This is a genomic window from Gulosibacter sp., from assembly GCF_052090685.1.
GTDB lineage: Bacteria > Actinomycetota > Actinomycetes > Actinomycetales > Microbacteriaceae > Gulosibacter.
In genome coordinates, this window is the sequence record NZ_JBQDBE010000015.1 from 1 (window position 1) to 12366 (window position 12366).

The window sequence follows — 12366 nt, forward strand, 5'->3', positions numbered from 1 at the left end:
TTCAAATGAGGCAACGTATCGAGCTACGCGGAGGTTTCTTATGAGTCAACGCGCCACACTGCATCGTGATCAATCCATCCATATGATCGGAGCGATACGGCGTGGCCGTCATGCCGAGCCAGCGCTTAGTGTTCGCTTGGCGCAGCGCAGCCTCGACAGCGGGCGCGGCAATTGCATGACACTCATCAATGATCACTTGTCCGTACTCATTCAAAATTGTAGGATCGCTGTTTCTATGGGCGAGAGTTTGCATCATGATGAGGTCGACCACGCCGTGGCGTTTGCGTCGTCCAGCACCCAGCTGGCCAATCTGCTTTTCCTCAATGGAAAGAAACTGTGTCAGGCGCTCGCGCCACTGGGCCAATAACTCTGCTCGGTTTACAAGGACTGCGGTTGGGACTGACCGCTTAGCGATCAGTGCACAGGCGATAACTGTCTTTCCTGCGCCAGGCGGGGCAACGAGGACTCCAATATCGTGCTTTTTCATCGCTTCCACGCTCTCGGTCTGTTCAGCTCGAAGCTCTCCTCGGAACTCCAACTCGATTGGCTGTGCCTGCTTCACGCGAGGCTTCGAGAGCTTCACAGAAAGTCCAGCGACTTTCATCCGCTGAACCGCCTCGTCAAGCAGGCCTCGGGGAATTCTTATCTCGTCTTCATCGTGCTCAAAGCACGTCACATATCGAGGCGTCCCGTACGTGCTGAGGCGTTGCGCCTGCTTACGAAAGAATTCCGGGTTGGCAATGGACGCCAGATGCTTCAACTCGGTGATCAAACTTCCCGGCAATTGATGCGTCGAAATGTGGACGGTTGAGTCGAGGCTCACTGCAACCTCGAGTCCATCGAGTTCCTTTGCGTTCGCGCGTAACGTCGACTTAGTTGGTCGTGGCGGGAGGCTTTCGGCCGGACCCATACGAATGCCTTGAACCGATTTCGCAAGCTCATCGATTTGAGCTTGAGTCACGGGGGCAACTGTCGAAAGCGCTGCGAATTGATCGGGGAGTATGTTCCAGGTCCCCGGATCGGCAAACACTGAAGTGCCTCTACGCCTGCAGTCGCCCTGCAACGGAAGTGCGATCAAATTGCCGAGTCGAGTTCGGCCTGCGGATTGCCTCGGCAAAGTATCTTGCGAGGGGAAAAACCTGTCGTAGCTCTCGAAGCTCATAGCAGGAGAGTCATCCATCGCTCGTTTCAGCAGTGACATTCCCGCCGCGCGTGCCGTGGATGCCGAAATCGAAGTTTCGAAGAAAATCCAAACATGCGCGCCTTCACCGGAGCGGGATATTTCTGCGAGTACATCGATGCCCGCCTTTTGACAGGCTCCTACGTAAGTAGCCGCGTCACGTCTCCAGTCGGAGTCGTCAAAGTCGCAAACAAGGAGTCGGCATAGGTCGCCACTAAGCATCGGGTATATACCTACGTGGAACTCTCGTGACGGATCACCCTGCGTGGATGCACCACGAAGATGCGAATCAACCACCTTTTCATTGAACGGAAGATAGTCATCTTGATTCACGCCATCGGTGTAGAAGCCTCCGCGAACCACTGGACTCCAACCGCTCTTGCCCGTGCGGGAACTCACCCAGCGAGTTGCGAAGACATCACGTCTCCCTTGAAATCTCTCCATGAAGAGCGCGATTTTCTCCGTGCTAGACGACTGTGCGTTCACGGCAGGAGGAGTAGCTGTTTGAGGTATTTCCTTATCTGATTGCGAAATCTCTACCTGCTGAGAATCCAACACGTCAAGTTCGTGTCTTGCCGTTCTGAGCTGCAATTCCAGGTCTGTTATTCGCGCAAGTAACCCAGCACGTGCCGCATCGCTATTCTGGTGGCTTTCCATAGAATTCACTCTCCTGGGACGCGCTTAGGATGACCTCACGTCTGGATTAAGGGTGCTTGGCTTTCGGAGGCGCACTGAACGCGTTCATCGACCCCGGTCGTCATAGCAGAAGGCGGCTTCACGAAGCTCAGCGCGTGCCTCAGAATGTTCACATTTTTCGAGTGTCACTTGCGTCGGGCTGCCAATTCGTCGCGCAATTCGCTGTGCGATTCATCTATGTCCTATAGCTGAACTTTGCCGCTTTCGACGTCATCGGTCCGGAGGCGAAGTTCCGCCCGCCAGCTGGCGTCAACTCTCGACTGATCCGCGACACTCTCGTCCACCTCAAGGCTTCGCAGCCTTCGACGAACTACGGCAGTTCTATCACGCTGATCAAGAGCGAGGAGCACTCGCTCAACCTCTGACCGATCCATGGACATGCCAGGATTGTAAGCCGCTAGGCTGCGATCCTCATTGGCGTTGACGGTACCTATGCATCAGCGACATTCAAATGTCTGCCCGCGCGGGAGAGGGGTCGTTGCGGTGGCGACCACGGGTGCTGAGCAAAGAAAAAGCCCGAGCCTAAGACTCGGGGTAGTGGTGGCTCCGACGGGCGTCCATCCCGTGACCTCACGATTTTCAGTCGGCTGCACTTCGCATACTTGGAGAGGGAGCATAAGTTGCACCCGTTCGGTGCCTTGGAGTGGTTGTGGGCTAAATGGGCGTCTTACATCAAGTTCTGGAGCGCATGGGAGACCTGGGGGACGCCAGCACGACGGAGCTGTTCAAGCAGATCTTGAAGAGTCAGTGGAGGGTGCTCATAGATATCGAGAAGGTGTCTGACTGCACTGAGCGTCTCGGCTCTGTGAAGATCGAGCTGATCGAGCAAGAACTCGTCAGGGTGAACAACTTCGATGTCATACGGGTGCAGTGCTGGGGCGGGGAAGTGCCGAAGGTTGAAAGTGACGAGCACCGCCGCGTTACTTCGTACGGCAACGGCGAGCACATGTTTGTCATCGTCATCGCAGAGCATCTGTTCGGTGAGCGCCTCATACCCGTGTACTTCGGCGTCGGGAAACGCTGCCTGCATGGCGTCAATCCTTCGCCGCACGGCCTCGTGCGATAGTCCTCTCTTCACGAGATTGCGCTCGAGTTCGGCGAGTACTCCGCGTGACCAAAGTGGTCGGAACGTGCGGCGCTCCGCGAGTGTGAGCAAGAGATCATTGAGTGCACCGCCGAACACTGTGCAGGTGTCAAGGAACGCAGGAAACGCCACTGTGCCGCTGCCTATTCGTCGTCAGGTTCGTAGACGACATCGAACAAGCCGTCCTGCTGACCTTCCCGCACTGTGCGGCGTAGAAGCGCTTGGCGCTCGGCGCGTTCGCGCTCCTGGTAGGCGATGATATCCGCGAGGAGTACACGACGGTGGCGGCCAACGGTTGTGTGTGGGACCCGGTCTTCGCGCAGGAGCTTTACAAGGGTCGGGCGGGAGACACCGAGGAAGTCGGCAGCCTCCTGAGTAGTTAGCTGAGCGTCGTGGGGTATTACTGTTACGCCGCGACCTTCGGCGAGGGTTTGCGCGACTTGGCGGATGACAGTGAACAAGCTGTTCGGGAGTTCGATCTCCTGGTGATCGGCCGAGATGATGCGCATGGTGCCGCCGTGTGGAACCTGCCGTTCCATTTCGGTGATGATGTTGCCGAGTTGCTGCGCTTCCTCTGCCTGCGGCACGTAGGTGCGCCCGCGGTCACCATCCATTGTGCTGCGCATGGTGGGCCTCCTGTGGTGGTATCGAATCGCCAGAATACTCGAAATATTCGAAAATTCAGCGAGAGGTGGGATCCCTCATTTGGCTGTCTCCGTGCATTCAGTCAAGGACAGCCGCTACGGCTTCAATCTCGACGAGCTGATCGTCGTAGCCGAGCACTGTGACCCCGAGCAGTGTGCTGGGGACGTCATGGTCGCCGAATGCATCCCTGACTACTTCCCAGGCGGTCACCAAATCTGCTTGTTTCGAGGATGCTACGAGCACTCGGGTGCTGATTACATCCTCGATGGATGCGCCGGCGGCTGCCAGCGCGCCAGTCATGGTTTCGATACAGGCGGCAGCCTGACCGGCGTAGTCGCCGATTGCAGCGGTGCTTCCGTCTGAATTCAGCGGGCATGAGCCGGCAAGAAAAATCAGGCGTGCGTTACTTGGAGCTGTTGCGGCGTATGCGTATTCGGCGGCGGATGATAGGGAGGATGCGCGGATGAGTTGGACTGCGGAAGGCATTAATCGAGTATTGCAGCCGACAACTGAACGTTCGCGGCTCCAGTCGTGCCGCCGCGCGAACGTGTTGGGGCTCATCAATCCCAATGGTTTGCCGGGGAAGTGGTGGTTCCGACCGGTATCGATCCCGAGACCTCACGAATCTAAGACGTGCCGTTGTCACTCAGCAATAACGAGTTCGATGTGAACTGCGAAACATACTGTTTCGGTTGGTGAGCGTCCGTCTCGGCTTGGGTATTACAAAGTAGGATTGAGTCATATCGAAAGCGAGGCCGGAACATGCGCACTACGAAGCAACTCAGCATTACCCTTCCCAATAGCATGGCTGACGCGCTAAAGGAGCGCGTCGCGTCCGGCGCATATGCAAGCGAAAGCGAAGTCATCCGCGAAGGGCTTCGTGCGTTGTTCTCGCAGGAGGAAGCGGTCGAACGATGGCTCCATGCTGAGGTTGTAGCCTCCTACGATGAGATGCGCGCCGATCCGTCTAGTGCGATCAGTTCCGAAGACGTGCGCGCTCACCTCGCTTCACTGCATCAGCGACACGTGTCAGGAAACGATGTGTGACAAGAACTGTCACCTACTCGCCGCGTGCCCTGCAACAACTCACCGAGCTCTATCTTTGGGTTGCTGAACAGTCGGGCTTTCCTGATCGCGCCGATGGGTATGTCTCCGCGATCGTCGACTATTGCGAAGACTTAGGGGACTTCCCATTGAGAGGTGCTGATAGGAGTGATTTGCGTCCAGGGCTCCGCACCATTGGATTCCGTCGCCGCGTCGTAATTGCGTTCGCTGAACATGAGCAAACAATCCAAATTCTTGGCATTTTCTACGGTGGGCAAGATTACGAAGACTTGATTTCTTCCGCGGGCGATTAAAGCCAAGGTTGATACTCTCGAAGCTGTAGTCCTCCGGGTTTTGGTTTCGTGGTTCAGCCACGGAACCCCGGAGGTTTTCTCTGCAGCGTGACAGTTGCACTTCTTGAGTTCCGGGTCAATGGGGCGTCTCTCCCCGGTCAGTAACGCACAGCCGCTACGGCTTCAATTTCGTCGAGTTGTTGTCGTAGCCCAGCACGGTGACTCCAAGAGGGGTGCTGGGGCCATCGTGGTCGCCAAAAGCATCTCTGACTACTTCCCAGGCGGTCACCAAATCTGCTTGCTTCGAGGACGCGACGAGCACACGAGTGCTGATCGCGTCTGTGATGGATGCGCCGGCGGCGGCCAGCGCGCGGGTCATGCTGCGGCAAAGGGAAATGCAAAAACCCCGAGCCAAAGACTCGGGGCAGTGGTGGCTCCGACGGGCGTCGATCCCGTGACCTCACGATTTTCAGTCGTGCGCTCTACCAACTGAGCTACAGAGCCAAGCGGAGTTGAACTCCGCTGAGCGAAAACGCCCTCATCTTTCGACAAGGGCGTCGCACTCGCGACCCTGACGGGACTTGAACCCGCGACCTCCGCCGTGACAGGGCGGCACGCTAACCAACTGCGCTACAGGGCCTTATTTATTTTTTGAGACATCCAACAGTAACAGACTTCTTGACTCGGGTGCCACTTGGGCTACCACAGTGACCCCAACGGGATTCGAACCCGTGTTGCCGGCGTGAAAGGCCAGTGTCCTAGGCCACTAGACGATGGGGCCAAGAAGGCTGTCGTGCTGACTGCCAAGAGTCAAGCTTAGGGTCAAACCGCTCCGCGCTGCAACTTGAGAGCGCAAGAATTTTTCGGCCCTCGCGGATCCGAAGGTGAACTTCCTAGTAAATAGGCCACTTTCCCTGTGAAAATCATTGATTAGTTTGATTAGAGTGACTACCGTTACTCATGTTGTTAACGTGACTTGTGTTACGAATGCACTCTCACGGGGCATGTGTGAGGCGTAACTTGCGCTCACGAGCCGGATCACTGCATCCGGAAAAGTAGGAAACGAGAGGAACGGATGACTTCGACTAGCGGCCTGTGGGGTCGAACCCGCCGCTTTGGCCTCCGAGCCGGCGCGGTCATGGTGCTCTCGTTTCTACTCATTGCACAGACTGCGATTACCGCGTCCGCGAAAGATCTCGATGACTACGCGACGTGGGATGACGTCATCGCGGCGCAGGGTGATGTGGATGAGCAGAACCGGCTTATCGAAGAAATCAATGCCCAAATTGAGCAGCTTGAAAATGATGTTGCTGACGCGGAAATAGTCTCGGAAGAGGCCGGTCAGGCTTACTCGGATGCGGCCGATGCGACGACTGAGCAAAACGCGACCGTCTTCAACCTGCAGGAGCAGGCGGACGATGCGGATGCGACCGCTACGGATGCGGAGCAGGAAGCGGGCGCGATGGCGGCCGCGATGTCGAACCGCGTGACAGTTGACCCCACGGTTCAGCTGCTCACGGAGCCGGGCTCGGCGGACGACTTCCTGATGGGCATGTCGACCCTCTCGAAGCTCGGGACCCACAACGGGGCCGTGTACGAGGATGCGCTCAGCGCTCGGAACAACGCCGAGCAGCTCGGTGAGCAGGCCACCGCTGCTCTCGAAGAACTCGAACGACTCGAAGCTGAGTCGCAAGAAGCCTACGAAGTTGCGGTTGCGGCGCAAGAAGACTTGCAGACCAAGCGTGATGCCGCGATCACGCAGGGAACTGAGCTCGAAGCGATGCTCATCCCGCTGATGGAACACCGCGATGTGGTGCAGTCCGACTTCGAAGAGGGCGAGCGCCTTCGCGAGATCGAACGCCAGCGCATCGAAAAGGAACGCGCCGAAGCCGCTGCTGCTGCGGCTGCCGCCGCGGAGGCAGCGGCAGCGGAAGCTGCACGACAGAACCAGAACAATGGCGGTGGCAGCAGTAGCGGCGGCGGGGGCGGCGGAAGCAGCAGCTCGAATAGCTCCGGTGGCGGTGGCTCCAGTGGTGGTGGAGGCGGCGGCTCGTCAACTCCACCTTCGACCGGCGGCGGCGGCGGCGGTGGCGGCGGCTCCAGTGAAGGCGGCGGTTCGACCGCGAGTGCCGGCTATCACTACCCGATGTCTTCCTCGGGCTGGATCACCAGCCCCTACGGAATGCGTCTGCATCCCGTGTATTTCTACTGGCGGATGCACAACGGTATCGACCTTGTTGTGCCGGGTGGAACCTGCTGGGCTCCGATCTACGCAGTGACCTCGGGCACCGTTGGCCTCGCGGGCTGGGTCGGCTCCTACGGAAACATGGTGTCCTACACCTCATCCGATGGCACCGTGTTCAATAACGGACACATCGCACCGGGCGGGATAAACGTCTGGGTTGGCCAAAAGGTCAGCGCGGGTGACGTCATCGGATACGCCGGGACCACCGGCGCGTCGACCGGCTGCCACTTGCACTTCGAGATCAAGCAGAACGGCAGCTACGTCGATCCCGTTCTCTGGCTGGCAAACCGGGGTATGTACTACTAGCGAGTTTTGTGAACGCCAGCGGCCGCGACAGTCGCGCGCTGGTGGCTGGTGGCCGCTGTAGCCATTGCAGGTAGCGCTCATCATGGTTCGAGTACCGACCATGATGAGCGCTGCCAACCATGATGGCGAACGCGGAACTCGTCGCACCGAGGCGCTCGGCGCCCCAAATGAAACGCGTTCCGCCCGGGACGCCCCGAGCGGAACGCGAAAACGACTACTCGCCGGGAAATGCCTCGATCGAGCGCTGGACGATCTCGTCGGCCTCAGCGGCATTGCCCCAAGCATCCACCTTGACCCACTTGCCAGGCTCGAGGTCCTTGTAGTGCTCGAAGAAGTGCTTGAGCTGGTCGCGAGTGTTCTCGGGAACATCCTCGAGCTCCTGCAGGTGCGAGAAGCGTGGGTCCTTGTGAGGGACGCAGAGGATCTTGTCGTCGCCGCCCGCTTCGTCGGACATCCGCAGCACGCCAATTGGGCGAACCTTGAGTCCGACACCCGGGAACACCGGGTATTCGAGCAGTACGAGCGCGTCGAGGGGGTCGCCGTCGTCAGCAAGTGTGTTCTCGAAGTATCCGTAGTCGACCGGGTACACGAACGGTGTGAACAGCACGCGGTCGAGGTAGACGCGACCGGTCTCGTGGTCAACTTCGTACTTGTTCTGGCTTCCGCGGGGGATCTCGATGACGACGTCATATGCGGCCATGAAGGGTGCTCCTCTGGGTCGTTGATTGCAATGGATGCGTAGGGTCCAGGCTAGCGTGGCCCGGCTAATGCTTTCGTCCGAAAGGAACCTGATCGCCACCGGCAGCGCCAACTCACCTAAGATTGATGCATCTGGCAAAGCGGACACCGTGTCCATTTGGCGCGGTATGTGGCGAGATACGACAGTCATTCGCGAGCTTCGACATCAACGCACCAATTACGGCTGCAAGACGCCAACGGCGAAACCAACCCACGAATGACTGCCGGCAGGCGCCAATAGCGACGACAACGCAAAATGACCCCGGTAAGTCACCGAGCACGACCTCGAGAAGGGCAGGCATGAGCTCCTCCATTTCACCCGTTGCGGAGCAACGAGTGACCTACGCATTTCGGCATCCGCGTATCCTGATTCGCGAGGTGCTCGCTGGACTGGTGGTCTGCCTCGCGTTAATCCCCGAGGTGGTGGGCTTCTCGATCATCGCCGGACTCGACCCTGCGGTGGGTCTATATACGTCGATGATCATGGCGATCACGATTGCATTCACGGGTGGTCGCCCCGCGATGGTGACCGCGGCGGCGGGCGCCACGGCGCTCGTACTCGCACAGGTCTCGCGCGAATACGACATGAATTACGTGGTCGCGACCGTGCTGCTCGCCGGAATCCTGCAGATCGTGCTCGCACTCCTCGGCGTCGGAAAGCTGATGCGTTTCATCCCGCGCAGCGTGATGACCGCATTCCTGAACGCACTGGCAATCTTGATCGCGCTCTCGCAGTTGCCCCATCTCATCGGCGTCGGCTGGCAGGTCTACGTGCTCGTCGCCGTCGGCATCCTGATCGTCTGGGGATTCCCGAAACTCACCAAAGCGGTGCCGGCGCCGCTCATCGCGATCGTCGTAGTCACCGCAATCGCGCTCATCCTGCGTATCGACGTCCCGACAGTCGGCGATCAGGGGGAGTTGCCTCGGGCCCTTCCGAACTTATTCTTCCCCGACGTGCCGTGGACCCTCGAAACGCTCGGCATCATCGGTCCGGTCGCAGTGGGCATCGCCCTAGTTGGCCTCATGGAATCGCTGATGACCGCGAAGCTCGTCGACGACATCACCGAAACGAATTCATCCAAGACCCGAGAATCGGTGGGCCAGGGCATTGCCAATATCGCGGCGGGAGCCTTCGGCGGAATGGGCGGCTGCGCGATGATCGGGCAAACGATGATCAACGTCAACGGCTCCGGCGCGCGCACCCGAATTTCCACATTCATGGCGGGCGTGTGGCTGCTGATCCTGATCCTCGTGCTTGGAGACGTCGTGGGCATGATCCCAATGGCGGCCCTCGTCGCGGTGATGATCATGGTCTCGATCGGCACGTTCAATTGGCACTCGATCAAGCCGTCCACGCTCCGCCGCATGCCCAAGGCAGAGACGCTCGTCATGGTGCTCACCGTGGTTGTGGTGGTCGTGACCGAGAACCTCGCAGTTGGCGTGATCATCGGGGTGATCGCCGCGATGGTCGCCTTTGCGCGCCGCGTCGCCCACTTCACCACGGTCACCCGTGAGATCGAGGGCGAGGGTGAGGATGCGGTGGCCAAGTATCGGGTCGAAGGGCCACTGTTCTGGGCCTCGAGTAACGACCTCGTGACGCAGTTTAATTACGCCGATGACCCGAAGCGCGTGGTGATCGACATGTCGAAATCGCACGTGTGGGATGCATCCTCGGTGGTGTCGCTGGATGCGATCGAGCAGAAGTATGCCGCGCACGATGCGAAGGTGGAGATTATCGGCATGAACCGCGCATCGAGAGGGATGCACGGTCGAGTTTCGGGGACGACCCCGAGTTGAGGTCACGAGTTTTGGGCGTCGGCGTAGCCCGAAGCGCTGGGCACGACTAGGCTAGCTGCGTGACTGATCGACCTCGCCTAACGCCGCCGGTCGCAAACATCCGGAGAGCAGTGCGCAATGCGCTTCGTGGATATGCGACCGAGGGAGACCTTGTGCTCGTTGCGCTCTCTGGTGGACCTGACTCGCTTTCATTAGCAGCAGGCCTCGCCTTTGAGGCGCCACGGGCTGGCCTTCGCGCCGGTGCGGTGATTGTTGATCACCAGATGCAGCCGGGTTCTGCCGAGCAGGCGCAGCGCGCTGCCGAGCAAGCCCGCGCACTCGGCCTCGACCCCGTCGTCGTGGAATCAACAGCCGTGATCGACACCGGTGCAGGACCAGAAGCATCCGCCCGCGTCGCCCGCTACGACGTGATTGACGATGTGAAAACTCGCGTCGGCGCCTCGTGGGTTGTGCTCGGCCACACCCTCGACGACCAGGCCGAGTCGGTGCTGCTGGGGCTCGCGCGCGGTTCGGGCGGCAAATCACTGCACGGGATGGCGGTCGTCAACGGCTACCTCGTGCGGCCGCTGCTCGGTATCGAGCGCAAGGAAACGCATCAGGCTTGCGAGGATCAGGGGCTCGATCCCTGGTTTGACCCGATGAATCAGGATGAGTCCTATAAACGGGTGCGCATCCGCAAGAACGTGATGCCCACGCTCGAGCGCGAGCTCGGCCCGGGCATTGCGCAGGCGCTGGCCCGCACCGCAACGACGCTGCGGGAAGATTCAGAGACCCTGGATGCGCTGGCCCTCGAGTGGGCGCAGGAAATTATTGACACGGATGCGGAAGGTCGCATCACGCTCGATGTCGGCGGCTTGGTGACGCAACCGGCCGCGCTGCGGCAGCGAATCTGCCGGATCGTGGCGGAGCAGGGCTTTGGCGTTTCGCTCTCGCGGGCGCACACCATGGCAGTGTCGGCGCTCGCGACCGAGTGGCGCGGGCAGGGTCCGATCGACCTGCCGGGAATCCGCGTGGAACGGGCAGAGGGAAGACTACTGTTCGGAGCCGCGGCACGAGGATACGAAGAGGACTAACGAGGACTAGATGCGCGCTAGCGATTGCACCGAGGAAATTCGCCAGGTTCTACTCACGCAGGAGGAGATTCAGGAGCGCATAGCTGAGCTTGCGCGCGATATTGAGCGCGACTACGAAGGTAAAGTTCCGCTGCTGGTCGGTGTGCTCAAAGGCGCGGTAATGGTCGTGAGCGACCTTTCACGAGAGCTGCGCATGCCGATCGAGATGGACTGGATGGCAGTGTCTTCCTACGGTTCAGGCACCGAATCCACCGGTGTGGTGCGCATCCTGAAGGACCTCGACACCGACCTCTCGGGGCGCGACGTGCTCATCGTCGAGGACATTATCGACTCGGGGCTGACGCTGACCTGGCTGACCCAGAACCTTGCGTCGCGCGGGGCGTCGTCGGTGGAAGTGTGCACGCTGCTGCGCAAGCCCGAGCGGCTTAAGACTGACCTGGCGGTGCGCTATATCGGTTTCGACGTGCCGAATGAGTTCGTGGTGGGCTACGGCCTCGACTATGACGAGCGCTACCGGAACCTGCGTGATGTGGCGGTGCTGCATCCGGCGGTGTTCGGTGATGATGACGTTGATCCCGAAGGTCCGGTTGAGCCGGCGCGGAAGGTGCTGACGCCGGGGCTGCCGGATACGCGGACTCGTTGAGTCTTGGGCGGTGCGCTGCAGCAGTCGCGGCAACCGCAACGAAGTATGCTGGCCGCATGCGCATTCTGGTTGCCTACACGTCGAAAACCGGCTTCACCAAGACCTACGCCGAGTGGATTGCCGAGGACCTCGGCGCGGAGCTTGTCACCACGAAGGAACTCACTCGCGAACTCATCCGGGGCCATGACGTGATCGTCCACGGCGGCGGCAACCGCGCTGGCAATATCGGCGGCCTGTCGAAATTCTTGAAGCACTGGGATGAACTCAACCGCAAGCACGTCGCACTCTGGTACACCGGTGCGAGTCCGGCAAACCCGCAGGGCAATGCGAAGCAGTGGGCCAAAGTGCTCACGGAAGATCAGCTCGAGCACACCGAACAGTTCTACCTTCGCGGCGGCTTTGACATGAGTTTGCTGCGCGGCACCGACAAACTGATCATGAGCTCTATGGGTGCGGCGATCCGGCGCAAGCGGAACCCAAGTCCGGCCGACAAGGGCATTCTGAACATGATCAAGCACCCGAATCGTGAACTCGACCGCGACACGATCACGCCGCTTGTCGAGCACGTTCGCTCGCTTGCGTCTGCGTAAGCTTGCGTGGGTTGAGCTCGCACCTCCGCTGG

Annotated in this window: 12 protein-coding genes, 3 tRNA genes and 1 pseudogene; 7 read left to right on the forward strand and 9 right to left on the reverse strand. The window is 59.7% G+C overall.

Features of this window, described 5'->3' with window-relative positions; translation table 11 throughout:
* Nucleotide 1: 1 nt before the first annotated feature.
* The 4 genes from ACTHXA_RS10635 to ACTHXA_RS10650 form a co-directional block, all read right to left on the reverse strand.
* On the reverse strand, nt 2-1837 hold the full coding sequence (locus tag ACTHXA_RS10635; RefSeq protein ID WP_441672166.1) for a TOTE conflict system archaeo-eukaryotic primase domain-containing protein: 1836 nt from the start codon (nt 1835-1837) through the stop codon (nt 2-4).
* A 706-nt stretch (nt 1838-2543) separates the two neighbouring features.
* A complete protein-coding gene (locus ACTHXA_RS10640) occupies nt 2544-3092 on the reverse strand; it encodes a PIN domain-containing protein (protein WP_441672168.1) in 549 nt (182 codons plus the stop codon).
* An 11-nt stretch (nt 3093-3103) separates the two neighbouring features.
* The gene (locus ACTHXA_RS10645; protein ID WP_441672170.1) at nt 3104-3586 is read right to left on the reverse strand and encodes a helix-turn-helix domain-containing protein; all 483 of its coding nucleotides are present in this window, start codon (nt 3584-3586) and stop codon (nt 3104-3106) included.
* 97 nt (nt 3587-3683) lie between these two features.
* Nucleotides 3684-4091 (reverse strand): RidA family protein, encoded by a 408-nt coding sequence (locus ACTHXA_RS10650; protein ID WP_441672172.1) that lies wholly within the window; start codon nt 4089-4091, stop codon nt 3684-3686.
* Nucleotides 4092-4367: 276 nt separating this feature from the next.
* Here ACTHXA_RS10650 and ACTHXA_RS10655 point away from each other — a divergent pair, with 276 nt between their 5' ends.
* Both ACTHXA_RS10655 and ACTHXA_RS10660 read left to right on the forward strand, forming a co-directional pair.
* Nucleotides 4368-4652 (forward strand): ribbon-helix-helix domain-containing protein, encoded by a 285-nt coding sequence (locus ACTHXA_RS10655; RefSeq protein WP_441672174.1) that lies wholly within the window; start codon nt 4368-4370, stop codon nt 4650-4652.
* Complete coding sequence (locus ACTHXA_RS10660; protein ID WP_441672176.1) at nt 4649-4963, forward strand: type II toxin-antitoxin system RelE/ParE family toxin; 315 nt, start codon at nt 4649-4651, stop codon at nt 4961-4963. Before ACTHXA_RS10655 ends, ACTHXA_RS10660 begins: the two co-directional genes overlap by 4 nt.
* Before the next feature lie 137 nt (nt 4964-5100).
* Here ACTHXA_RS10660 and ACTHXA_RS10665 read toward each other — a convergent pair.
* The 4 genes and pseudogenes from ACTHXA_RS10665 to ACTHXA_RS10680 form a co-directional block, all read right to left on the reverse strand.
* Nucleotides 5101-5324: pseudogene (locus tag ACTHXA_RS10665) on the reverse strand (RidA family protein); the annotation flags it as partial.
* Nucleotides 5325-5370: 46 nt separating this feature from the next.
* Nucleotides 5371-5446, reverse strand: a tRNA-Phe gene (locus tag ACTHXA_RS10670).
* 62 nt (nt 5447-5508) lie between these two features.
* Nucleotides 5509-5582 (reverse strand) — tRNA-Asp (locus ACTHXA_RS10675).
* Between the two features lie 68 nt (nt 5583-5650).
* Nucleotides 5651-5723 (reverse strand) — tRNA-Glu (locus ACTHXA_RS10680).
* 294 nt (nt 5724-6017) lie between these two features.
* Here ACTHXA_RS10680 and ACTHXA_RS10685 point away from each other — a divergent pair.
* On the forward strand, nt 6018-7493 hold the full coding sequence (locus tag ACTHXA_RS10685; protein ID WP_441672178.1) for a peptidoglycan DD-metalloendopeptidase family protein: 1476 nt from the start codon (nt 6018-6020) through the stop codon (nt 7491-7493).
* 214 nt (nt 7494-7707) lie between these two features.
* Here ACTHXA_RS10685 and ppa read toward each other — a convergent pair whose 3' ends face one another.
* Nucleotides 7708-8193 carry an inorganic diphosphatase gene (ppa, locus tag ACTHXA_RS10690; protein ID WP_441672180.1) on the reverse strand — a complete coding sequence of 162 codons (486 nt, stop codon included), beginning with the start codon at nt 8191-8193 and terminating at the stop codon, nt 7708-7710.
* A 338-nt stretch (nt 8194-8531) separates the two neighbouring features.
* Here ppa and ACTHXA_RS10695 point away from each other — a divergent pair, with 338 nt between their 5' ends.
* Genes ACTHXA_RS10695 through ACTHXA_RS10710 form a run of 4 tightly spaced genes read left to right on the forward strand, consistent with a single transcriptional unit; the run spans nt 8532 to nt 12334 of the window.
* Complete coding sequence (locus tag ACTHXA_RS10695; RefSeq protein ID WP_441672182.1) at nt 8532-10028, forward strand: SulP family inorganic anion transporter; 1497 nt, start codon at nt 8532-8534, stop codon at nt 10026-10028.
* A gap of 59 nt (nt 10029-10087) precedes the next feature.
* Entirely contained in the window at nt 10088-11101 is a 1014-nt protein-coding gene (gene tilS, locus ACTHXA_RS10700; protein WP_441672184.1) for a tRNA lysidine(34) synthetase TilS, read from the forward strand.
* A 10-nt stretch (nt 11102-11111) separates the two neighbouring features.
* Nucleotides 11112-11744 carry a hypoxanthine phosphoribosyltransferase gene (gene hpt / locus ACTHXA_RS10705; RefSeq protein ID WP_441672186.1) on the forward strand — a complete coding sequence of 211 codons (633 nt, stop codon included), beginning with the start codon at nt 11112-11114 and terminating at the stop codon, nt 11742-11744.
* Nucleotides 11745-11800: 56 nt separating this feature from the next.
* Complete coding sequence (locus ACTHXA_RS10710; protein ID WP_441672188.1) at nt 11801-12334, forward strand: flavodoxin domain-containing protein; 534 nt, start codon at nt 11801-11803, stop codon at nt 12332-12334.
* Nucleotides 12335-12366 lie beyond the last annotated feature (32 nt).